The organism is Pseudoduganella sp. GCM10020061 (assembly GCF_042683405.1).
Classification (GTDB): Bacteria; Pseudomonadota; Gammaproteobacteria; order Burkholderiales; family Burkholderiaceae_D; genus Telluria.
Map to the genome: position 1 here is coordinate 81,006 of NZ_JBHUJS010000003.1, position 22,996 is coordinate 104,001.

Here is a 22,996-nt window from a genome sequence, read left to right on the forward strand (position 1 = left end):
GAATCCGCGCCGTTAGAGTACGCATATCCCGGAGAAGGTTTCTCCGTCCACACAAGGACGATGCTGTGAAAATCAACGACACACTCAAGAACCAGGGGCCCGCGGTAACCAATACGCCGGCCCAGGGCACCAGGACCGATAACAAGGCCGATGCTGCCAGGACGACCGCCACTGCGCAAAGCACGCAGGCATCGTCGGACAGCGTCCGCCTGTCGGCCCAGGGACAGGCCCTGGCCAGTGCCGTCGGCGGCAGCAACGCGGTGTTCGACACCAAAAAGGTGGAGCGCATCAAGCTTGCGATCGCGGACGGCCAGTACCAGGTCAACACAGAAAAAGTGGCGGATGGCTTGCTCGAGACCGTGCGAGACCTGCTGCATTCCCGTAAGCGATAAACCTACATGGCAACCCCGAGCCCGAAAAACGTACTCCGCACCGAATTTGACACGATGACCGAACTGCTGGACCTGCTCAAGCAGGAACAGCAGTACCTGGTGAACGCGAATACCGAGGCGCTCGAACAAGCCACTCCCGCCAAGACCGCGCTGGTGACCCGCATGGCGGCCGCCTCCGCCCAGCGCCAGCAGGCGCAGGCCGACGCCGGCTTCGCGGCCAGCGATTCCTCGATGGATGCGTGGCTCGAAGCCGCGGGCGATGCCGAAGCGACCGCGCTGTGGCAATCGCTGCTCGACATCACGCGCGAAGCCAAGGAGCTGAACCGCGTGAACGGCATGCTGATCGCGCGCCACCTCGCCAACAACCAGACCCTCCTCAACGCCATGCGCCAGCCTGCGGCCGGCGCCGACGCCGGCGTGTACGGCCCGTCGGGCCAGACCCAGGCTGGCGGTCCTTCGCGCCGCTTCGTCGTCGGCTGATGGCCGGGACCGTCCCCACGGGGGACCGTCCCCTGAACCTCACCTCGCATCGCGGCCCATGCCGCTGAATTATGTCCGCGCGCTGACCGCCACGCAGCGCAGCGCGCGCGCCAACCTGCATCTCGGAGTCGCGCTCGCATTCGTCGCGGGCGCGGCCAACGCCGGCGGCTTCCTCGCGGTCGGCCAATTCACCTCGCACATGACCGGCATCGTCTCGATGATGGCCGAACATGCAGCCGTCGGCGCGACCGGACTGGTGCTGGGCGGCGCGGGCGCCCTGCTCTCCTTTGTCGCTGGGGCGGCGTGTTCGGCCATGATGGTCAACTTTGCGCGGCGGCGCCGGATGCGCAGCCAGTTTGCGCTGCCCCTGCTGTTTGAAGCGGTCCTGCTGCTGGCATTCGGCGTGCTGGGCGCGCGGCTGGCCAGCGTGGAAGCGTTCTTCGTGCCGCTGACGGTGATGCTGCTGTGCTTCATGATGGGGCTGCAGAACGCGGTCATCACCAAGTTGTCGCGCGCCGAGATCCGCACCACCCACGTGACCGGGCTGATGACCGACATTGGCATCGAATTGGGGCGGATGATGTACTGGCGCGACCTGGGCGCGAACCGGCGGCTGGGCGTGCTGGTACTGCTGGCCGGCGGCTTCTTTGCCGGCGGCGTCGCCGGCGCGCTCGGCTTCCACCACCTCGGCTACCTGTCCACGGTGCCGCTTGCGCTGCTACTGGTGGGCCTGGCGATCGTCCCCGCCCTCGACGACCTGCGCAGCCGCTAACCAAAATGGGGACAGACCCCATTTTCGAAATGGGGACAGACCCCATTTTTCAACGGTCTCCTGCCGGGAATTTGCGATAGCCCATCGCTGAATCGCGCGGTTTTGCTAAGTTCGAACTCCACATCAAGGAGTTCAAATCATGGCGCGAACTGCGCGTATCGTGGTCCCCGGCCTGCCGATGCATGTCATCCAGCGAGGCAACAACCGGCAGCAGTGTTTTCGGGGCGCTGCGGATTGCCGTCGCCTGCTTCGCAGCATCCAGGAGCAGGCCGGCGAGACAGGATGCACGATCCATGCATATGTCTTGATGACAAATCACATTCACATGCTGCTGACGCCGCCTGACGCAAGGGCCATTGGGACACTGATGAAATCCGTGCTTCAGGAATACACCCAATATTTCAACCTGAAGCATCAGCGGACTGGCAGTCTTTGGGAAGGAAGGTTCCGCTCCTCGCTTGTGCAAACGGAGAACTATTTTCTCGTCTGCCAACGCTACATCGAGCTCAACCCTGTCCGCGCGGGTATCGTTACCAGCCCTGCGGATTACAAATGGTCGAGCTATCGCAGCAACGGAAATGGCGAACCGGATCCGCTGCTCGTCCCGCATGCCATCTATCTCGGCCTCGGCGAAAGTGATGAAGCCCGCCGTGCGAGATATCGCGCCCTGTTCAGCACCGAGATTGGCGAACACGCACTCCAACACATCCGGGATGCCGCTCGCAGCAACGGTGCGCTGGGCTCGACCGCCTTCATCGAGCAGATTCAGCAGCGTACCGGCCGAAAATTGCGATCACATCGGCCGGGCAGGCCCAGGAAAACAGTCCAGAGTTGACTGAAAAATGGGGTCTGTCCCCATTTCGAAAATGGGGTCTGTCCCCATTTTAGGGGGCGGCGAGGATGGTGATGGCGACGCGGCGGTTGCGGGCCCGGCCCGTCGGCGTGGCGTTGGAGGCGACCGGGCGGGTGTCGCCGTAGCCGAGCACGGTCAGGCGCGCAGGGGCGATGCCGGCGTCGGCCAGCAGGCGCACGACGCTGCCGGCGCGCACCGCCGACAGCTCCCAGTTGCTGGCAAAGCGCGGGGTGGCGATCGGCGTGGTGTCGGTGTGGCCTTCCACCTGGATGGCGTGCTTGTCGCTCCGGAGCACGGCGGCGACCTGGCGCAAGGGGTCGAGCGCTTCCAGCTGCAAGGCGGCGTCGCCCTCTTCGAACAGGACGCTGGTGTCGATGTCCACCAGGATGCCCTGCGCGGTCTGCGTGATGCGCACTTTGCCGGCCTTGACCAGCGGGCCGAGCGCGCTGGCGAGGTCGGCGGAGATGCGCGCCAGGCGCTCGCGCTCGCGCCGCGCTGCCTCGGCGCGCTTGCGCTGGATGATGTTGGGGAGCTGGATGACTTGCGGCTCGCCCGCCGTCGTCTGCGTGCCGCTGCCGCCGAACGCGCTGCCGAGCGAGTCGGAGAAGACGCGGTACTTGCCCTCGTTGACCGAGGAGATGGCATACATGACGACGAAGAACGCGAACAGCAGCGTGATGAAGTCGGCGTACGAGATCAGCCAGCGCTCGGTCTGTTCGGGCTCTTCCTGGAAGGGTTTGCGCGCCATGGCGGTGTCACGCCCGCGACAGCAGGCTTTGCACGCGCTCGTCGACGACGCGGCTGTAGTCGCCGCTGGCGAAGTCGTGGAACACGTCGGTGAGGATGTCGTACTGCGTCACGCGTTCGGCGATGATGGCCTTGAGCTTGGCGCCGACGGGATGGAAGAACAGGTTGGCCAGGCCGACGCCGTAGATGGTGGAGACGAATGCGACCGCGATGCCGGCGCCCAGGCGCGATGGCTCGGCCAGGTTTTCCATCACGTTGATCAGGCCGAGCACGGCGCCGAGGATGCCGATGGTGGGCGCGTAGCCGGCGGCCGAGTCCCAGATGCGGGCGCCCTGCCGCTGCGCGAATTCATAGGCGGAGACTTCGGTCTCGAGGATGTTGCGCACGCGGTCGGGCGCGACGCCGTCGATCACCATGCGCAGGCCCTTCTTGATGATGCGGTCGTCGTGCGCTTCCATGAACTGTTCCAGCGAGAGCATGCCGTCGCGGCGCGCGTAGGCGCTCCAGTTCTGGATGTCCTGGGCGAGGCGCTGGCGGCGCGAGACGGGCGGCAGGAACACCCAGCGCAGCATGCGCAGGCCGCGGCGGAAGGTGGCGGCGTCGTTCTGCAGCAGGACGGCGCCGAAGGTGCCGACGACGACGATGGCAAAGGCGGCAGGCTGCACCAGCGATGCGAGCTTGCCGCCTTCGAGGCCGTGGCCGAGCAGCACGCCGGCCAGTGCAAGAAGTATCCCTGTCAGGCTGGCCCAGTCCACGCCTTCTCCCTGAGGGTGGCGCGCAGGCGCGTCACCGCTTGCGTGTGCAGCTGCGACACGCGCGATTCGGAGACGCCCATCACGGCGCCGATTTCCTTGAGGTTCATCTCTTCCTCGTAGTAGAGGCTCATGAGGATCTTTTCGCGTTCCGGCAGCCGGTCGATGGCGTCAATCACGGCCTGGCGGAAGTCGCCTTCCATCAGGGCGCTGAGCGGGTCGGCGTCGTCCACGGCGTAGCGGTCGAGGAAGCTGTCGTTGCCGTCGTCGTCGTGGAAGTCCTCGTAGTACACGAGCTGGTGGCCGCCGCCGTCGGACAGCATCTCCTGGTAGTCGGCGAGCGACATCTTGAGCGCTTTCGCGACTTCCGATTCGGTGGGCGGGTGGCCGAGCTTCTGCTGCAGCGCCGTCATCGCGGTTTCGATCTTGCGCATGTTCTGGCGCATGGAGCGCGGCAGCCAGTCGCTGTTGCGCAGCTCGTCGAGCATCGCGCCGCGGATGCGCAGCACGGCGTAGGTCTCGAACTGGGCGCCGTGCGTCTCTTCATAGCGGGTGATCGCATCGAGCAGGCCGATCATCCCGGCCTGGACCAGGTCGTCCACTTCCACGCTCGGCGGGAGCTTGGCTTTCATGTGATGGGCCAGCCGCTTCACCAGCGGCATGTGCTCCATCAGCAGGTCGTCCTTGTTCGCTTTCCCTTTGGCCGTGTACATGTATCTCTTTTATTATTCGTCGTCGCTCCCGCGCAGGCGGGAGCCCATACTGCGCATCGCAGTACGATTGTAGCTGCGCTGCCTCTTCTCGTTCCGGTTTTCTTCGCCCGCCCCGGCATGGATCCCCGCGTCCGCGAGGATGCCGCGCGAGCGTTAGCGCACGGCGCCGGATGAAGAGAAGCGGCCAGCCAGGCGGCGGAACGCGACCGATGCACCGGCCAGCGGGAACGCATCCACCACCGCGCGCCCGAGGCTCGCTGCGCGGTGCAGGTATTCGTCGGCCGGCACGGAGCCCATCGACGTCAGCTGCACGGCGAGGTATTTGCTTGCCGCCGATGCCATATTATCGTAAACCACCTTGGCCGCAGCCTCGGAGGCGCCGGTGACCAGCAGGCCGAATGGCCGGCGGCCGAGATGCAGGGCCAGGCGCTTGATCAGCGCGTAGCCTGCCTTGATCGATTCGGCGCTGGTGCCGACCTGGATCACGATCTCGGACGACTCCATCGCGCGCACCGGGAAGGCTTCGCCTTCGGCCAGTTCGCCGTCCACCATGACGATGTCGGTCTGCTTGACCAGCACCTCGAAGGTGTTGGCGAGGCGGCGCGATTCGGCCAGCGTGGGCCACTCGCCGCGGCGCGACAGGCGCGCGACGGAAAAGCCCTGCGGGACGCTGCGGATCACCTGGTTCAGGCCGCACTCCTGGCGCGCGACGTTGGCCAGCGTGGGATTGCGGTCGACGCCGAGGCGGCTGGCGATGCCGTAGTCGCGCTGGCAGGCGTCCACCACGAGCACGTCGTTGCCGGCCTGGGACAGCGATGCGGCCAGGTTGACCAGCATGGCGCCCTTGTCGTCTTCGGGCGTGGCGCACAGGAAGGTGACGATGCGCGGCTTGGGGCCGGCCAGCATCCGGCGCAGGCCTTCGGCCTGGTCGAAGTCGAAGTTAGCCAAGCTGCACCTCGCGCAGCGTGCGGTCGGTGGCGGCGGTGCCGGCCTGCGCCATCAGCAGCGGCAGCTCGTCGTCCTGGTAGTCGGTGGCGGTGTCGCGCACGCGCTTGAAGGCGCGCTCGATCAGGAACTCGCGGTCGGCCACGTGCAGGTCTTCCGGCACGCGCTGGCCGGTGGACATGTAGAACATGTTCAGCTTGTGGCGGATCACGACGTCCAGCACGTTGCCGATCGACGCGGCTTCATCCAGCTTGGTCATGATCACGCCGGCCAGGCCGCTGCCCTGGTACGCGCGCACCACTTCGGACAGGGTCTCGGTGGTGGAGGTGGCGTTGAGGCACAGCAGGCGCTTCACGTCGGCGCCGGTATCGGACAGCATTGCCACCTGCTCGGTCACCATCTGGTCGCGCTGCGAGACGCCCACCGTGTCGATCAGCACCGTGTGCTTGTTGCGCAGTTCCTTCAGCGCGATGCGCAGGTCCGCTTCGTCCTTGACCGAGTGGACCATCACGCCGAGGATCTTGCCGTAGATGCGCAGCTGCTCGTGCGCGCCGATACGGTAGGCGTCGGTGGTGATCAGCGCCAGCTTCTCGGGGCCGTGGCGCATCACGACGCGCGCGGCCAGCTTGGCGGTGCTGGTGGTCTTGCCCACGCCGGTCGGTCCGACCAGCGCGAACACGCCGCCGTTGTCGAGGATCGCGTCCTCGTTGGCGATGGTTTGCAGGTTGCGCGACAGGACCGTCTTGATCCACGCGAGGCTGGCGGCGGCGTCCTTGCCGGCCGGGAGCTTCTCGACCAGGTAGCGCGCCAGGCTGGCGGAGAAGCCGGCCGACAGCATCTCGCGCAGCACGGCGGCCTTCTGCGGCTCGCGCTGCTGGGTCGAGCCCCAGGCGATTTCGGCCAGCTGCGACTCCATCATGCCGCGCATGGCGCGCAGTTCCTGCATCATGCCGCTGATTTCGGTGTTGGCGGATTCCTTGGCCTGTGCGATCGCGGCCTTCATCATCTTCGCCATCTCGGCCTGCATATCGGCGGCGCGGAACGTGTCGGCAGGCGCAGAAACGGGCACGCGCCCGGAAATGGCGGTACGCCCGGAAATGGGGACAGACCCCATTTTCGAGAAAATGGGGTCTGTCCCCATTTCCGTCCCCATTTCCGTCCCCATTTCCGGCCCCATTTCCGGGCGGGCCGCCATTGCCGGGCGCGGCGCCGGCTCGGGGCTCATGTCCAGGCTCGGGCGCGGCTGCGCCATTTCGGTGTTCGGTGCGGGCGAGGCGATCGAGGCGACGTCGTCGCTGGCCAGCGCCAGGATCTCGACCACGCCATCGACCGGGCGGTTGGACAGGATGACGGCGTCCGGGCCGAGGGCCTCGCGGACTTTGCGCAGCGCTTCTCGTGCAGTTGGCGCTGTAAATTTTTTGACGTTCATGTTCCGGCTCCGATGCTCTTGGGCTGCTGCGCGCCACCGCGCAACTGGCCTATCTCACAGGAACCATTATTGACGATGCCTATCGGAAACCATCCGTGGAAAAGGAGGGTAAATCTGGCGCTTTCCCAACGCGCTGGTACCGCCAGGCGTGCGCTTTTACAGACGATCGGTTGCAGGTTTTCGCTGCAACTGGTACAAGGTGGCAAGTGGCTGCTTCGCAGCAGCACTTCCGCCACCGTCCGCTTGCCGGACAATATTTCGCGAAAGGCTCGCCAACCTTGATCCAGCGAATCTTCCTTCTTGCGCTGCTGTCGGTGTGCGCGCTCGCCCAGGCCGCCCCGGCGCGCTTGGTGCGGGTCGGCATCTATGCCAATGCGCCCAAGGTGTATATCAATGCAAACGGCGCGGCGGACGGCATCCTGGTCGACATGCTGCGCGAGGTCGCCCGCGGCGAACAGTGGACACTGCAGTTTGTCGAATGCAACTGGGCGCAATGCCTGGCGGCGCTCGAACAAGGCAGCATCGACCTGCTGCCCGACGTCGCCTGGACCGAGGAGCGTAGCCGCCTGCTCGATTTCCACGAGGTCCCTGCCCTGATCAGCTGGTCGCAGGTCTACCGGCGCTCCGGCGTGGCGATCAGCTCGCTGGCCGACCTTGGCGGTAAGCGGGTGGCGGTGCTGGCCGGCTCCATCCAGCAGCGCTTCCTTGCCGATTTGCACGGCCACGGCGGTCCCGCGCGCCTGGTGCCGGTCAAAACGATCGCCGACGGCTTCGACATGGCCGAGCGCGGCGAGGTCGATGCGGTGGTCACCAGCTATTTCGTGGGCCGCCATCTCGGCGCCGGGCGCAGTGTCGTCGAGACGCCGATCATGTTCCAGCCGGCCCGCCTCTTCTATGCCGTGGGAAAAGGCCGCAACCGCGACCTGCTCGGCGCGCTCGACCTCACGCTTGCCAACTGGCAGCGCGATCCCGACTCGGCCTACTTCGAGATCCTGGAGCGCTGGCGCACGCGCGACCGGATTGCGCAGGTGCCGGGCTGGCTGTGGTGGGCCGGCGGCGTGATCCTTGCCCTGCTGCTCGGCAGCGTGGTGCTGGTGGTGGCGCTGCGGCTGCGCATCGCGCGCAAGATCGTTGCGCTATGGGAAACCGAACACCGGCTCGGCACGGTGCTCGACAGCGTCGACAGCCTGATCTACATGAAGGACCGGCATCACCGCTACACCTATGCCAACCGATCCCTGCGCACCTTCCTCGGCCGCGACGAGGCCGGCATCATCGGGCGCCAGGACAGCGACCTGTTTTCCGAGCCGGTGGCGGCGCAGATCCTGGGCGACGACGTGCGCACCATGGCCGAACGCCAGCGGCTGGTCACCGAGGAGACCGTGCCCGATGCGCACGGCCGCCCACTCACCTTCGTGACCACGAAAATCCCCCTGTGCCGCGAGGATGGCAGCGTGTATGGCCTGTGCGGCATCTCGACCGATATCAGCGAGCGCCGTGCGGCCGAGGAAGCCAACCGCATCGCGGCCACCGTGTTCCAGTCCGCCGAGGGCATGTTCGTGGCCGGCCCGGACCGCCGCCTGCTCAGGGTCAACGACGCGTATGCCTCGATGACGGGCTTTGGCGCCGGGGAACTGGCGGGCGCCCCCCTGCCGGCGTTTTCGCTGGAGCGCGACGGCGAAGACGCCGGCGCGGCCATGTGGGCGAGCGCGGAGGCGGGCGGCAAATGGCAGGGTGAAATCTGGACCCGCCGCAAGAACGGGCGCGCCTACCCGGCCCGCCTGACCGTCACCGCGGTGCGCGACGCGGGCGGGCGCATCACCCACTTTGTCGGCACCCAGGGCGACATCACCGCGCAGACCCTGGCCCAGGACGAAATCGCCAAGCTGGCCTACTACGATTCCCTGACCGGGCTGCCGAACCGGCGCCGGCTGCTGGAGCGGCTGCGCCATTGCCTGCCGCTGCACCGCAGCCGCGGCCAGGTGCTCGCTCTGCTGATCCTCGACCTGGACAACTTCAAGGACCTGAACGACTTGCGCGGGCACGAGAACGGCGACCGGCTGCTGCAGCAGGTCGGCGAGCGCATCAGCGCCTGCACGCGCCCGGGCGACACCGTGGCGCGCCTGGGCGGCGACGAATTCGTCGTCGTCCTCGAGAACGCGGGCATGGACGAACAGGAAGCGGCCAGCCACGCTGCCGCCACCGGCTGGAACATCATCGCCGCCGTGCGCGAGCCATTCCTGATCAACGGCATGCCGCACTTTGCCACCTGCAGCGTGGGCGCCGCGCTGGCCACGCCGGACGATGGCGACATCGACAGCCTGATGAAGCGCGGCGACATGGCCATGTACGGCGCCAAGCGCAACGGCCGCAATACCCTGCAGTTCTTCCATCCCGACATGGAAGCGGCCGTCACCTGGCGCCTGGCACTGGAAGGGGAACTGCGCGACGCGCTGGAGCGCTCCACGTTCGCGCTGCACTACCAGCCCCAGGTGGACGGGCAAGGCCGGATCACCGGCGCCGAAGCCTTGCTGCGCTGGAACAACGCGGCGGGCCACGCCGTCAGCCCGGCCGAATTCATCCCGGTGGCCGAAGCGTGCGGGCTGATCATCCCGCTGGGCCGCTGGGCCCTGCGCAGCGCCTGCACGCAACTGGCGCACTGGCACAAGCGGCAGGCGATGCGGCACCTCTCGGTCGCCGTCAACGTCAGCGCCAAGCAGTTCCGGCAGCCCGACTTTGTGGGCGAAGTGATGAGCATCGTGCGCGAGAGCGGCATCGATCCGGCGCGGCTCAAGCTGGAGCTGACCGAAAGCGTGCTGGTCGAAGACCTGGACGACACCATCGGCAAAATGCTGCAGCTGAAGCAATTCGGCGTCGGCTTCGCGCTCGACGACTTCGGCACCGGCTATTCCTCGCTCAGCTACCTCAAGCGGCTGCCGCTGGACCAGCTCAAGATCGACCGCTCGTTCGTGCGCGACATATTGTGCAACTCCAACGACGCCTCCATCGCGCGCAGCATCGTCGCGCTGGCCCAGGCGCTGGGGCTGGGCATCATCGCCGAAGGCGTCGAAACCGAAGCCCAGCGCGCCTTCCTGGCCGAACTAGGCTGCGAAAGCTGCCAGGGCTACCTGTTCGGCAAGCCGATGGAAGCGTCCGCCCTCGAGCGCCTCGCCGCCCCCGAAGAAATCTGCTCCTAGCAAAAAAATGGGGACCCCGAAAATGGGGACAGACCCCATTTTTTTGGAAAATGGGGTCTGTCCCCATTTTCGGGTGTCCCGATTTCGGTTAGCTGGCGCGCGACGAGCCCGGTGACGCGGATCGTCTTCGTTTCGGGAATCTCGTTGTGCGCGAGAGGACCTTCACGAAAATGGGGACAGACCCCATTTTTTTTGGAAAATGGGGTCTGTCCCCATTTTTGGGTGTCCCGATTTCGGGTTAGCTGGCGCCGACGAGGCCGGTGACGCGGATCGTCTTCGTTTCGGGAATCTCGTTGTGCGAGAGGACCTTCAGCTGCGGGAGGCCGCGCCGCAGGAAGCGGGCCAATATGGCGCGCAAGGGGCCAGGCACCAGCAGCACCGGCGTCAGGCCGAGCTGCTCTTGCTGGGCCGCGGCCTGCCCCGCCTGCTGGGCGATGGTGTCGGCCAGGCCAGGCTCGATGCCGGCGACGTCGCCGTTGCCCGTCATCGCTTGCAGTAGCAGGCGCTCGAGGCGGTTGTCGAGGGTCATGACGGACAGCTCGTTGGTGCCCGGGAACAGCTGCTGGACGATGGCGCGGCCCAGGGCGATGCGCACCTGTGCCGTCAGTTCGTTCGGGTCCGGCACCGCAGGCGCGTATTCCGACAAGGTCTCGATGATGGTGCGCATGTCGCGGATGTGCACGCCCTCGGACAGCAGGTTCTGCAGCACTTTTTGCAGCGAGGACAGCGAGATGACCTTCGGCACCAGGTCTTCGACCAGCTTCGGCGCTTCCTTGCCCAGGTGGTCGAGCAGCGCCTGCACTTCGGTGCGGCCAAGCAGTTCGCCGGCGTGGGTGGTGATCAGGTGGTTCAGGTGCGTGGCGACGACGGTGCCGGCATCCACGACGGTGTAGCCGAGCGCTTGCGCTTCATCCTTCAGCGACGCGTCGATCCAGGTGGCCGGCAGGCCGAACGCCGGATCGGTGGTCTGCGCGCCCGGCAGCGTGCCGGTGGCCATGCCCGGGTTGATCGCGAGGAACTGGCCGTTGATGGCTTCGCCGCTGCCCACTTCCACACCCTTGAGCGTGATGCGGTAGGCGGACGGCTTGAGTTCGAGGTTGTCGCGGATGTGCACCGGCGGCGCGAGGAAGCCGACTTCCTGCGCGAATTTCTTGCGGATGCCTTTGATGCGCTTGAGCAGTTCGCCGCCCTGGGTGGTGTCCACAAGCGGGATCAGGCGGTAGCCCACTTCCAGCCCGAGCGTGTCGACCGGCATGATGTCCTGCCAGGTGGCTTCTTCCTGTTCCGGCGGGGTGGTGGCAGACGAGGCGTTACCCCCCGCTGCGGCGGCCTGTTCGGCCGGGGCGTCCGCCTCACGCTTGATGCGCTTGCTGACGAGGTAGGCGGACCCGGCCAGGGTGGCGGCCAGCAGCAGGAACACGAGGTTCGGCATGCCCGGGATAATGCCCATGCCGGCGATGATGCCGGCGGTGATGTACAGCACCTGCGGCTTGGCGAACAGCTGGCCGACCAGCTGGGTGCCGACGTCCTGGTCGCTGGCAACGCGCGAGACGACCACACCGGCTGCGGTGGAGATGATCAGGGACGGGATCTGCGCGACCAGGCCGTCACCGATCGCCAACAGCGTGTAGACCTTGGCCGCGTCGCCAAAGCTCAAGTCGTGCTGGACCACACCGATGATGAGGCCGCCGATCACGTTGATCAGGGTGACCATGATGCCGGCCACGGCGTCGCCGCGCACGTATTTGGAGGCACCGTCCATGGCGCCGTAGAACTCGGCTTCCTGCGCCACTTCCTGGCGGCGGCGGCGGGCTTCCTGTTCCTGGATCAGGCCGGCGTTGAGGTCGGCGTCGATCGCCATCTGCTTGCCCGGCATCGCGTCCAGGGCGAAGCGCGCGCCGACTTCGGCGATACGGCCCGCGCCCTTGGTGACGACGGTGAAGTTGATGATGGTGAGGATGATGAAGACGACGATACCGACCGTGTAGTTACCGCCGATCAGGAAGTTGCCGAACGCTTCGATGACGTGGCCGGCCGCGGCGCCGCCGGTGTGGCCGTCGGTCAGCACGACGCGGGTGGAGGCGACGTTCAGCGACAGGCGCAGCATGGTCGACACCAGCAGGATGGCCGGGAAGGCCATGAAGTCGAGCGGCTTGACCGTGTACAGGCTGGTCAGCAGCACGATCACGGACAGCGCGATGTTGAACGTGAAGAACACGTCCAGCACGAACGGCGGCAGCGGCAGCACCATCATCGCGAGCAGGAGGACGATGATCATCGGCGCGGCAAGCGCCTTGCTGTTGGCGCCGGCCAGTCCGTTCATCCAGGCTGGTTTGTTCACGTGAGGTACTCCGCTTGTATTAGGTCTGGCAATGATGCCGTAAGTTGCCTTACGTCCATACCGCGAATAAGCGCGGAAAACCCGTTCTTATAGGGAAGGAAGACCTGATCAGCAGAGTTTGAAAGCGCGATACTCCCTAAGTATCACAGAGCCATTTTCGAGTCGCAGAAAATATCACCAATATAATGGTTCCATTTTCCGCTCCCCCGGGACAGCTCTTCACTTCCCTGCACACCACGCAAGAAAAAGGCTCGGCCGTTCAAATTGCACCACTGTGTATGCGTCATCCGAAATCTTTTGGGCAGAAATCGCCGAGCAAAAAGCCTCAAAATCCTCGCGCCAACGCGACGCTTCGCTGAAGGAATGGACCAACATCATCGCGGTGGAGGCGTGGAACTGGCGGGCGGTCAGAATTGCCGACGCAGTCCTATGCATGAGCTGATATCGCACTGCCGGGTCCGGGGCCTGTCCCCCGAATAGCAGCGACACGAGAAAGTCGATGCGTTCCATCTGGCCTGTTGTTGCGTTGGCCATTTTCTCGCGAACAGTTGGCCCAAACGGCTCATCGACCTTCGCCTCGACTGCGATGACCACCAGCCCTAGCGCATTTCGCGTAATTGCCAGCACATCGGTACACGAGCAACGCTCACCGCCGGGTAGTTTCGTTTGCCATTCGGGAAATGCCGCTAAGAGCTCGAGGTTCGCCAACGATGGATCGCCGCTTGCTGTGAGCACGCCCGAGACCTCGGGCGGCAGGTGGAATCCGCCTCGAGAATCCCATCGTTCGGCGGCCATCATCGCGGAATAACCCGGCTTCCAGTGGAGCTCAGGCTTTGCCAGGAATCGCTTCCAATCGTCGGGACCTTGCGTGGGTATGAAAATCCGTTTCATGGACAGAGCATAGTCCTGGCACGGACGAGGACGGCGCTAGATTGAGCCCACCCCGCAAAAAGCTGGGGAGGGTCCCTTGCAAGGACAGTCCCCCGCGCCTAGCGGAGCGCCGCCACTCCGAAGGCGCCAGCCGCCACCAGCCCTGCGGTCCACACGACGATCCCCGCACCCAGCAGCGCCAGCGATCGCGCCCGCGGTAGTCCGATCGCTCCAGCGAGTCCCGCTGCGATCGTCGGCCCCAGCAGCCCAGGTCCCAGCAGGCCGATTGCCCACGGGCCCTTTGCGATAAGCCATTTGGACACCCGGCCCTCCTCCGTCTTTTCCTTCGAGCGCCAGAACATCAGGCGGCGAAGCCCGTTCCCCAGGTAGATCGCCGCGACGGCGCCAGCGAACGCGCCCGTCATCGTCGCAACCGCCAGCAAGACAGGATGCAGCTTCAGGTGGAAACCCAGTGGGATGGCCGCCCACATTTCAATGATCGCCAATGCGAACACGCCAAGGAAACTCTCAATCATGTTTTTTCTTCTATCAGGTCTGGTGTGGATCGGGTACTGCGGCCGGCGCCATACGCCGCGTTAATGCCGCGTGAGATACAGGACGAAGCTGTCAGTCAGGCTTCGTGCGAGTTCCTCCTCTGAAAATGCTGGCGCCAGGTGCCAGATGGATCGGTCGTCCAGCGCGTACACCTCGACGGCACAGGCGGCCTGGAGCACGGCGAAGCGCAGCGCCGTTTCCGGCTGCGCATGGCGGATCTCCTCCCGGTGCGCGAGCAGGATGCGGATCAGGCAGTCGAGGTTCTGCCCCAGTATGGCGCGCGCCTTGCTGACGAATTCCTGGTCCGAGTCCGTCTCGATGAAGCGCGAAAGCGAACGCATGAACAGCGGATGGCTGCGGTATTGCTGGAACATCAGCGCGATGACCTTGGCGACGGAGTCGGCCAGGTGATCGCCGAGGATGTGCTGGGCGAGCAAGGCTTCATTGTTCTGGTTGCTGCGCGACAGGGCGTGGAGGAACGCAGCCCGGATCAACGCTTCCTTATCGACGAAGCGGCGGTAGACATTCGCGGGCGCCATGCCGGCATCCTTGGCGATGCGTGGAATCAGCGCGCCTTCCAGCCCCGCCTGGTTGAGAATGCCGATAGTGGCGTTCAGCAGGCGTTCGACGGTGGCGCGGCTGCGCTCCTGGCGCGGTTCCAGTGTTGTGGGATTGCTCATGCGCCCAGTGTAATAGAGCTGCCGCAAAATGTAAACGTGAATTCACGTTCACACCTTGCAAGCGGCTCTAACCGCACGCCTCCATGCTGAGTCAGCTAGGGGTCCGAAATGGGGACAGACCCCATTTCGAAAATGGGGTCTGTCCCCATTTCTTCCCCATTCGGGTTACTGAGGCGGTTTTTGGGAGGCGGGGTTGTGCGGGTCGAGCTCGGGCGGGACCTGCAGCCTGGTCGGGCGGTCCGGGTAGTGGCCGCCAGCTTTGGCATAGTTGCGCAGCTGGAAGACGTAGGCCAGCACTTCGGCCACGGCCGCGTACAGCGCTTCCGGGATCTCGTCGCCGATTTCGGTGTGCTTGTGCAGCGCACGCGCCAGCGGCGGCGCTTCCAGCATCGCGACCTTGTGCTCCTTGGCGATCTCGCGGATCCTGGCCGCCACTTCGTCGGTGCCCTTGGCAACGACGCGCGGCGCGCCCTTCTGCCCGTCCGCGTACTTCAGCGCCACCGCGAAGTGGGTCGGGTTGGTGACCACCACGTCGGCCGTCGGCACGTCGGCCATCATGCGGCGCTGCGCCATCTCGCGCTGCATCTGGCGGATCTTGCCCTTGATCTGCGGGTTGCCGTCCGATTCCTTCGATTCCTGGATCACTTCCTGGCGCGTCATCTTCAGCTTGTCGGCGTAGTGCCACATCTGGTACGGCGCGTCGATCGCGGCGATAAAGCCCAGCCCGCCCACGATGAAGATGAAGCCCCACGCCAGCATGTCGATCATGTGCAGGCTGCCCGCCTCGAGCGTTTCCAGCGCGAGGCCGAACACGGCGTCCTTCTGGCTCATCACGACGGTATAGGTGACGGCGCCCACGACGAGCGTCTTGGCGATCGCCTTGAGCAGCTCGACCAGCGCGTTCTTGGAAAACATGTTGCCGATGCCCTTGATCGGGTTCAGCTTGCCGAAATTGGGCATGAAGGCCTTGGAGCTGAACAGCCAGCCGCCGATCAGCAGCGGCGAGGCCAGGGCGACCAGCATGATGATGCCGGCCAGCGGCAGGCAGGCGAGCAGGACCGAGCCCACGTCGACGGCGACGCGCTCGATCAGGACGTCCGGGTTGTAGATCTGCTCGCGCGTGAGCGCCAGGCCCGAGACCGTGGTGGACTTGAGTTTTTCCGCCAGCGCGCCGCCCGTGAACCACAGGCCGACGCCGGAGACCATCAATACTGCAAAGGTTGCCAGTTCCCGCGACCGGGGCACGTCGCCTTCTTCACGCGCTTGCTCCAGTCGCTTGGGTGACGCCGGTTCTGTTTTTTCTGCGTCGCTGTCTTCTGCCATGCCGCACTCCTGTTGTGACAGCCAGCATTATTCCGGATGTTGCCCCACGGCGATAGCGCAAACAGCAGCCGTTTTCCGCGCCTGCTCCAGGTGAGACTCTCCCTGCCAGCGGCAGTTCCTCTCCCCCCGCAAATCTCACCGATTCCCGCAAACCTGTGACGCACTCATCCCAACATTTAAAACCCGTTGTAAAGATGCATACATCCTTATAAAAAAGTTTATCTTCGTTGCAAGTAAATATATTTTCGCGGTACTCTCCTGTCACCAATTGTGCAATGGAAACCGGTAACTGGTATGCAGTCCTCGTTCTGCCAACCGCCGTCACCTGCGCGCGAGGCACATAACGATAACTAAGCCGCGCAGCACGCCTGTAGCGGCAATGCGGAGATACAGATGGAAAACGCTGCACAGAGGCCAAACGGTCTCGGCTTTACTATTGGTATTGTCCTGTTGGCCGCGGTCGCGGTCACGCTGGTCGCCAACGGCGCACCGGCCCCTGCGCTGAGCGCGTGGATCATCCTGTCTGAAATCACCTACCTGATCTGGGCCGCCTGGGGCGAGAGTCCGCACCGTGGCGACGCCGCCGCCTTCGCCGTCAAGATGAACGTGCAAGCGGGCATCCGGGTCATGTTCCTGCTGGTGCTGGCAATGATGGGGCTGCTGGCGACATCGCTTCTACCGGGCGTGTCCGCGGCGGACATCATCGGCGCGCTGGATCCGAACGGAGACCTGGCAGGCGGCGGCGTCGTGCTGATCAAGCTGGCCATTGCTGCCTCGATCGCCTTGGCAGCGGTCCGGCTGCAACGCGCGCGCCAGCGTGGAATGAGCTTCAGAAGCCTGGCCGATGGCAGCTACTGCAAGCATTCGGTGCGCATACAGGGCACCCTCACCGAGGTGAGCGATGCGCTCGACGAACGCCTGGCCTTCCTGGCACTGCCGGACGCGCCACGCTTCGGCGGTCTGCTGCTCGCCTCGCGGGTGCGGGTGCTGCGCACTGAGGAAGACGGGCGGCCGATCGCACGCCTTTACTTCAGCAACTTCCCGGTGCGTGCGACGATCTCGCTGCGGCAGATCGACCAGCGGCATACGGACCTGCGCGTGTGGTTCCGCGTGCGCGGGGGCTACCTGCTGAGTGAGCTGTTCCCAAATCCGCTCAACGTGACGGCGCTGCAGGAGTTCCTCGACGACGCTGTTGTCGAGCCGATTAAAAACAGGCAGGAGCAGTTGGCTCCGCTGCCGGGATCGCCCCGTCCAACGAGCGACATGCACATCCCTGCGGCTGCCTGAAGCTTCCTACGCTTAGGTAGAGCATTCGCGGCGCCAGCGCCGTGTTGGAACAAGGCGCTTTCCGCCTGGGCTGCTTGAAGAATGACCACCAATTGTCAGGCTGGTCTAATTTCGGCTGCCGGCGTTGACGCCTGAGATGTAGCCGTTGAGAGCAATGTGGGCCAATCCGCGCCGCCCAGGTTGCCTTGCGAAGAGAATCAGGCGCTAGCTCATGCGTTTAGCGCACACACCAGTACACCCCGCCGCGAAGCTGGATTGTTCACGAATTCGCACCACTCCTCGAATTCGGCGATTGAACCGATGACGCGATTCGCGCCAGGCGCCATAGCAGCAACAGACAAGCCGGCATCCAGCAGAAGGCCCACGGCGAAATTCATCCGCAGTTTCCATTCCCCGGCTTGCTGCTCACTTGCGCTGCACAGCGCCGCCTCACTGATGACAACGCCGATCGGCTCCCACAGCAGTAACGCAGTCTCGTCCACCGGCACCAGCGGCCACCCATCTGGCTGCCCCAGGCTGTGCGACCAGTTCGACATTTCCCCGTGGCGGACATGCAGTCCGATCTGAAGGAATTCAGAGAATGCAGCCTGCAGAGCAGCCTGCTTTTGCTGGTCGATCGGAGCCGCATTGGACAACGCCCGCAACCTGATCCAGACGTCTGGTGGATTCCACATTTCAAATCTCACTCAAGAATAAAATAGTAACCGTTCTAAATTTCCGCACAATGTCACAACAGCGTCGGCGATAAAAAAACCGCAGCCTCGGCTGCGGTTTTTTTGCACTGCTACCAGCGAGCGATTAGCCGCCGCTGCCGCCGGTGCCACCGGTAACAGGGTTGTTTTTAGCGTTGTCGATAACACGCTGGATCACTTCAGCAGCAACTTGGCCGCCAGGGGTGACAACGTTCTTCGTCTTCAGGATTTCCAGCACCTGGTCCAGTGCGTTACCTGGATTGGTTGCGTCCTTCGGGATCAGCGTGCCGGTAAGGAAGTCCGCCGGCACGGTCACGCCAGGGCCCGCTGCGGTTTGCACCACCTTGATCACTTCAGTCACGGTTGCCGACATCATGGTCGGGTTGGTGACGATGGTCTTGACGTTAGCGCTCTGTGCCAGCTGAGTTGGCGTTGCGGTCGCGCCGGCGCCCGACGAAACAGCGATGTACTGAACCAGCATTTCCGACAGCGGAGTCACGTTGGCCTTGGCGCCATCACCTGCTGCGATCGAACGCAGGGTCAGGTTGCCCTTGGTGACCGCGATAACGCAAGGGCCTTCGCCTGGTACCGGCACCTTAATCGTGTAAGAACCTTTCGAATCGGTGGTTGCGGTACCGGAACCGACCTTGCAGGCCACGGTGACGTTGCCGTTATCGATCGCAGCGCCGGTTGCAGCGGTGCCGGTCATGGTCATCGCGTAGGTGACGACTGGAGGTGGTTTGACTGGTGCAGGCGAATCATCGCCGCCGCCGCATGCTGCCAGGGTGGTAGCCATACCGGCCATCAGCACCAGTTTGAAGGCTGCGCTAAATTTAAAGCTCTTGTTCATCAAATACGTCCTTTTCAGTTGTTTTTACTAGTTTTGCAGTGATTTCTTGTGCGCGCTGCACTCCGGCCGCAGAGCCGGTATTCAAACAAATGCGTGGTGGCCCGCCAGTTTCTTCAGCTCCGACACTATATACCAGTGCTTTACCGAGAACAACTCCTAAAAGTCGATAACGATGCCTAAGTGGTTGATAACTAACACCAAAACTCACGCAAATCCACCATTCCCCGTTATCCGATCCGATCTGCAGCCAAATGGCGGGGTTATTATTAAATTATTCGTTAATTCATCAGACCGGTGTATTGACGGAATGCGTTCCGCATTCTCGGCATTTGGCGGACGATATATTCCCGGCCAATTCGGCCCTGATTGAAGAACATCGCCCTGGCGCTGTACGCCATCGGGAATTCCTCGACCACGCCCATGTTGATGCAGTTGCACTCGCCGCTGCTCGCCAGCTTGGTTTCCACCCGCGCCATATAACTGCCGGACCCTTCGATGTGGGTCCAACCCGGCTTCATGCCCTTGCGCGGGGTCAGCGGAATCGCCAGGCCAAAACCGACTCGTGTTTCGATCTCGCTCTTCTTCACATAGGCCTGCGCCTGCACATCGCCAAACCAGCGGCTCACTTGCAGGAACGGCCCCTGGTCTTCGCCGCGGTAGCGTTGGTAGCCAGCTTCCACAGTGGCGTTGAGTGGAGCGTAGTTCCACATATATGAGACGGCGCCGGTCTCGATGTGATCCGTGCGGTAGCGGAATTCCTCGCGCAAGTGGGTGTACTGCACGCGCACCTGGTCATCCGTGCCGGGCACGAACCAGGTAGTCTCGTTCTGTACGCCCTTGAGATCGTAGAGGTACTTGCCGGCGGAGGTGACGTTGACGATATTGTCCGTCAGCCAGACAGCCTGGCTGAGGATCGCAGTGCGCAACCCGTTGCGCTGCTGCGCCCAGCCGAGGAAGCCGTGCGCCACGTCGTCCGATTCATGCACAGTCTCCAGGTAGCTGGTCGATAGTTCAGCGCCCTTCCATACCGGCACGTAAGCCTGGATGTTGGCGGCGAGGCTGTAGTCGAGCAAGCCCTTCTCGGTTCCGACAAAGTGAACCGTGCGTGGCTCGACGCGAATGCGCGAGTAACCGCGCGGCCCCTCGTCCGTATCCAGCCACTGCACGCCCCAGCCGCCATCCGGACGGAACTGGAACGACAGCGCCGACTGCGCCTCGCGCCACTGGCCGTCTTCAAGGAAGCGGCGGTAGCTCGTCTTTTCGACCGTGGTCTTGTACAGTTGCAGGCCGGCCTTCTTGGTGACCACCGACACGTAGCGGATCTCTTCAGGCGCAAGTGCCACGCCAGCGCCAAGCGCTATGCCAACGGCGTCGACTTCATTTTGGTTGTAACGGTGGTTCTCGTACTCGACCACCATTTCGGCGCCGCGTTTGCCGACGCGCACGCGTTCGAGACCGGAATTGACCAGCTCTTCCCAAATGCGCGCCATGGCGTCACCAGCGAGCATGCGCGGCGTATCAGCGGCAGCTACAGCAGGAGCCGCCGTAGCGTAGTTCGAAGCAAAGGCTGCGGTAGCGCTGCTATCGGCACGCGCCGTGGCGGACGCCGGTGGCGTCGACTGTGCCGGGGCGGCAACTTGTGCAACCCGGTGTGCGGGATAGGCTGCAGCCACTGCCGCGGCTGGCGCAGTGGAACGCGCAGGCACATCCCAGATACGGCCATTCTCACCGACCGGAATCACAAGGTTAATGCCAAACGCCGAACGATCGTACGGTTTGCCCGCGGGAGTATTCGTTTTGAACGCGCGCTGCGCGGTCGCAACAATACTCGAGTTGGCCAAGAACGGAATAGTCCGGCTCTCATACCGCACCCCCAAGTTATTGGCGGAACCATTACGTTCCAAGATGACCGACGCGCCAGTCCTCCAGAGAGGCAGCTCTGCACTGGCAAAGTAATTGCCGAGATAGTCTTCCCCTCTGGACGCCCCGATGATCCAGCGCACGGGACCATAGCTATCGCTCATTGAAACATATTTCGACTTGAAAAAGGAAGCGCCGCCACTCAGGTCATTGACGCCAACTGCAATATTCGGCTGCCATGCAACAAACCGTGGCAGCATGAACTTGACGTTGGCAGAGAGATCGCGAATTCCAAGCGTTCCATTCGGACGCGGCATCTCAGCCAATCGCGCCGAGATCTCGAGATGCGGCATCAAGCCCAGTACAAACTGGTAGTTTTTTGCGCCGCGGAACCGAGTGAACCCAGCACCGAGATGATTGTTGTAGCCGAACGCTAATACACCGTCGGCGATAGTGCGCCCATTCGGCAGGTTCAGCGTGCCTGATGGGCCAGTCGTCGCTAACGACGGAACGGACAGGGAAGGCGTCGACCAGTAGCGCGCTATTTCCTGCGCAAAGGCAGCGTCAGAAAGAAGAAACGGAGAGGCGAGCGCGACAAAGTAGAAGAAACGTGACTTTTTCAATTAAACCACTATCAGTTGAAGAGCCGGTAAATATCAGCAAGAGCGGATGATACCAGCTAACACATCCGCACCCGGCATCCAACTTGCCAAGAATTAAATTCCTCAGCTATTAATACAAACTCAACACACGCCGGTGACCGAACTTATGCCGCCTGCGCGACGTCGTCGTCCACGTTGGCCACAACAGAAAGGACCTGCCCGGGCTGAAATTCGACAACTTGAGCAGTCGCGCTCGGAGCAACATGCTCGACCGCTGGAATGTTCGCAAGCAGGAGGTAGATCCCGACGTAGAACAGAAAGCTGGCCAGGCACGCAACCATCAATGCGGCGGTGTTGGTCGAAAACTGCACAGCGAGGACTGCTGGCACCGCCGCCACGGCCCAGGAGAACGGCGACACGGAAGCATTACGAAGGCTGGCCGTAACGCGCCTAAAGATGCGCATACAAATCTTGACCTTAATTAGAGTGTGCAAATGATTGCCATCTGGCTGCCCTGGATCAGCCTTAGCCAATACGCGTCGGATGATGGTAAACACCGTCTCAAACACCGGGTACCCGCAAACCAGGAACGGCGCCCATGCCGAGACGGATGGATTACGCGCGGGTAGCATTACAGCCAGCCATGCAAGGATGAAACCAAGCAAGTAAGCACCACCATCCCCGAGGAACAACTTCCCAAAAGGGAAGTTCAGAAGGAAGAACCCGAGCGTAACGCCGCAGACAATAAAGCAAACCAACGCCAGATTCGTATCGCCTGCGTTAAGTGCAATGAGCCCAAGCGCAGCCAAGGCGATCATTACCGAGCCACTCGCGAGACCGTTGAAACCGTCGATGATGTTGACGGCATTTGCAACGCCACTGACCGCGAAGGCGGTGAATATGACCGATATTGGCAAAATGCCGAGCGCGGAGTCGACTCCCCACACACCCGTGTTAGTGACACTGGCTCCCGTGAGGTACCATGCAAAGATACCGCTAGCCATCGTCGCCAGAAGACGAGCTCGCACCGAGACGCGCTTCGTAACGTCCTCTGCGACACCAAAGCAGAATGCTGGCAAGCCCGCCACTAAAATTGGAGCCAGGATAGCCCGCCGTTCTTCAGCGGCGACTAGGCATGCGCAAACTAGACCGGCGAAGATTGCGAGGCCGCCGATTCGGGGTGTGGGTACCGCATGAAATTTCTGAATTCCAACCAACTGGTCGAGGCTATATTTACCATGCCACCGAGTCGTGAGCACGAGGCCTAATGAGACAACAATTGACACTGCGAACCCCACGATCACGCCAACTGTCACGAATTCCGAAACGCCCATAAAACTCCTCATACTTAGATACACATCAATGCATCCAGAAACAAACCCCTACTATGGTAGGTAAGCGTCGTCATACAAGCAAATAACATTACGCGACGCCCGCAACGACTTCACAATTCCTTCGCCACTTTAAGAACTCCGAAAGATTTCGTGACAATTTCAGTATCAGCATCTCTCATCTCGGCCCTCTAGCAAAAAGCTAGATAACATCCAACGATACAATGTGTGAAATAGCTCGCGTCTGTAACGCTATTCCCAGCAGTTGTTTCTACGCAACAAACTCCTCTCTAAAAGTTCCACGGACCTTAGCCAAAAACACCAG

21 protein-coding genes are annotated in these 22,996 nt (G+C 63.2%); 6 read left to right on the forward strand and 15 right to left on the reverse strand.

Annotated features, from left to right (window positions below; translation table 11 throughout):
• Positions 1-65: 65 nt before the first annotated feature.
• From flgM to ACFSQR_RS07825, 4 genes are all read left to right on the forward strand, one after another.
• Positions 66-392 carry a flagellar biosynthesis anti-sigma factor FlgM gene (gene flgM, locus ACFSQR_RS07810; RefSeq protein WP_377729125.1) on the forward strand — a complete coding sequence of 109 codons (327 nt, stop codon included), beginning with the start codon at positions 66-68 and terminating at the stop codon, positions 390-392.
• 6 nt (positions 393-398) lie between these two features.
• Positions 399-872: a flagella synthesis protein FlgN gene (locus tag ACFSQR_RS07815; RefSeq protein ID WP_377729126.1), complete on the forward strand. Its 474-nt coding sequence runs from the start codon at positions 399-401 to the stop codon at positions 870-872.
• Positions 873-930: 58 nt separating this feature from the next.
• Positions 931-1,644 carry a YoaK family protein gene (locus ACFSQR_RS07820; protein ID WP_377729127.1) on the forward strand — a complete coding sequence of 238 codons (714 nt, stop codon included), beginning with the start codon at positions 931-933 and terminating at the stop codon, positions 1,642-1,644.
• 139 nt (positions 1,645-1,783) lie between these two features.
• Positions 1,784-2,479 (forward strand): transposase, encoded by a 696-nt coding sequence (locus ACFSQR_RS07825; protein ID WP_377729128.1) that lies wholly within the window; start codon positions 1,784-1,786, stop codon positions 2,477-2,479.
• A gap of 49 nt (positions 2,480-2,528) precedes the next feature.
• On the opposite strand, the gene motD is transcribed toward ACFSQR_RS07825, so the two are convergent.
• The 5 genes from motD to flhF all read right to left on the reverse strand — a co-directional run bounded on the left by motD (position 2,529) and on the right by flhF (position 7,083).
• A complete protein-coding gene (motD, locus tag ACFSQR_RS07830; protein ID WP_377729130.1) occupies positions 2,529-3,245 on the reverse strand; it encodes a flagellar motor protein MotD in 717 nt (238 codons plus the stop codon).
• Positions 3,246-3,252: 7 nt separating this feature from the next.
• Positions 3,253-3,999 carry a flagellar motor protein gene (locus ACFSQR_RS07835; RefSeq protein WP_377729131.1) on the reverse strand — a complete coding sequence of 249 codons (747 nt, stop codon included), beginning with the start codon at positions 3,997-3,999 and terminating at the stop codon, positions 3,253-3,255.
• Positions 3,981-4,709 (reverse strand): RNA polymerase sigma factor FliA, encoded by a 729-nt coding sequence (locus ACFSQR_RS07840; RefSeq protein WP_377729132.1) that lies wholly within the window; start codon positions 4,707-4,709, stop codon positions 3,981-3,983. Before ACFSQR_RS07840 ends, ACFSQR_RS07835 begins: the two co-directional genes overlap by 19 nt.
• 153 nt (positions 4,710-4,862) lie before the next feature.
• On the reverse strand, positions 4,863-5,657 hold the full coding sequence (locus tag ACFSQR_RS07845; RefSeq protein ID WP_377729133.1) for a MinD/ParA family protein: 795 nt from the start codon (positions 5,655-5,657) through the stop codon (positions 4,863-4,865).
• Positions 5,650-7,083, reverse strand: a complete 1,434-nt coding sequence (gene flhF / locus ACFSQR_RS07850) for a flagellar biosynthesis protein FlhF (RefSeq protein ID WP_377729134.1) — start codon at positions 7,081-7,083, stop codon at positions 5,650-5,652. Before flhF ends, ACFSQR_RS07845 begins: the two co-directional genes overlap by 8 nt.
• 278 nt (positions 7,084-7,361) lie before the next feature.
• Between flhF and ACFSQR_RS07855 the strand changes: the two genes are divergently transcribed.
• Positions 7,362-10,280 carry an EAL domain-containing protein gene (locus tag ACFSQR_RS07855; RefSeq protein ID WP_377729136.1) on the forward strand — a complete coding sequence of 973 codons (2,919 nt, stop codon included), beginning with the start codon at positions 7,362-7,364 and terminating at the stop codon, positions 10,278-10,280.
• A 238-nt stretch (positions 10,281-10,518) separates the two neighbouring features.
• Here ACFSQR_RS07855 and flhA read toward each other — a convergent pair whose 3' ends face one another.
• The 5 genes from flhA to flhB all read right to left on the reverse strand — a co-directional run bounded on the left by flhA (position 10,519) and on the right by flhB (position 16,049).
• Positions 10,519-12,603, reverse strand: coding sequence for a flagellar biosynthesis protein FlhA (gene flhA, locus ACFSQR_RS07860; RefSeq protein ID WP_377729948.1), 2,085 nt, complete (start codon positions 12,601-12,603; stop codon positions 10,519-10,521).
• Positions 12,604-12,840: 237 nt separating this feature from the next.
• Positions 12,841-13,512 carry a DUF6946 family protein gene (locus tag ACFSQR_RS07865; protein ID WP_377729138.1) on the reverse strand — a complete coding sequence of 224 codons (672 nt, stop codon included), beginning with the start codon at positions 13,510-13,512 and terminating at the stop codon, positions 12,841-12,843.
• A gap of 98 nt (positions 13,513-13,610) precedes the next feature.
• Positions 13,611-14,027, reverse strand: coding sequence for a hypothetical protein (locus ACFSQR_RS07870; protein WP_377729139.1), 417 nt, complete (start codon positions 14,025-14,027; stop codon positions 13,611-13,613).
• 60 nt (positions 14,028-14,087) lie between these two features.
• A complete protein-coding gene (locus ACFSQR_RS07875; RefSeq protein WP_377729140.1) occupies positions 14,088-14,726 on the reverse strand; it encodes a TetR/AcrR family transcriptional regulator in 639 nt (212 codons plus the stop codon).
• Between the two features lie 165 nt (positions 14,727-14,891).
• Entirely contained in the window at positions 14,892-16,049 is a 1,158-nt protein-coding gene (flhB, locus tag ACFSQR_RS07880; protein ID WP_377729141.1) for a flagellar biosynthesis protein FlhB, read from the reverse strand.
• Between the two features lie 393 nt (positions 16,050-16,442).
• Here flhB and ACFSQR_RS07885 point away from each other — a divergent pair, with 393 nt between their 5' ends.
• Positions 16,443-17,336, forward strand: coding sequence for a hypothetical protein (locus ACFSQR_RS07885; protein WP_377729142.1), 894 nt, complete (start codon positions 16,443-16,445; stop codon positions 17,334-17,336).
• A gap of 209 nt (positions 17,337-17,545) precedes the next feature.
• On the opposite strand, the gene ACFSQR_RS07890 is transcribed toward ACFSQR_RS07885, so the two are convergent.
• The 5 genes from ACFSQR_RS07890 to ACFSQR_RS07910 all read right to left on the reverse strand — a co-directional run bounded on the left by ACFSQR_RS07890 (position 17,546) and on the right by ACFSQR_RS07910 (position 22,674).
• Positions 17,546-18,010: a hypothetical protein gene (locus ACFSQR_RS07890; protein ID WP_377729143.1), complete on the reverse strand. Its 465-nt coding sequence runs from the start codon at positions 18,008-18,010 to the stop codon at positions 17,546-17,548.
• A 124-nt stretch (positions 18,011-18,134) separates the two neighbouring features.
• The gene (locus ACFSQR_RS07895; protein ID WP_377729144.1) at positions 18,135-18,878 is read right to left on the reverse strand and encodes a hypothetical protein; all 744 of its coding nucleotides are present in this window, start codon (positions 18,876-18,878) and stop codon (positions 18,135-18,137) included.
• On the reverse strand, positions 18,862-19,086 hold the full coding sequence (locus ACFSQR_RS07900; protein WP_377729145.1) for a hypothetical protein: 225 nt from the start codon (positions 19,084-19,086) through the stop codon (positions 18,862-18,864). Before ACFSQR_RS07900 ends, ACFSQR_RS07895 begins: the two co-directional genes overlap by 17 nt.
• A gap of 70 nt (positions 19,087-19,156) precedes the next feature.
• Positions 19,157-21,361 carry a YjbH domain-containing protein gene (locus tag ACFSQR_RS07905; protein WP_377729146.1) on the reverse strand — a complete coding sequence of 735 codons (2,205 nt, stop codon included), beginning with the start codon at positions 21,359-21,361 and terminating at the stop codon, positions 19,157-19,159.
• 143 nt (positions 21,362-21,504) lie between these two features.
• Complete coding sequence (locus tag ACFSQR_RS07910; RefSeq protein WP_377729147.1) at positions 21,505-22,674, reverse strand: glycosyltransferase; 1,170 nt, start codon at positions 22,672-22,674, stop codon at positions 21,505-21,507.
• Positions 22,675-22,996 lie beyond the last annotated feature (322 nt).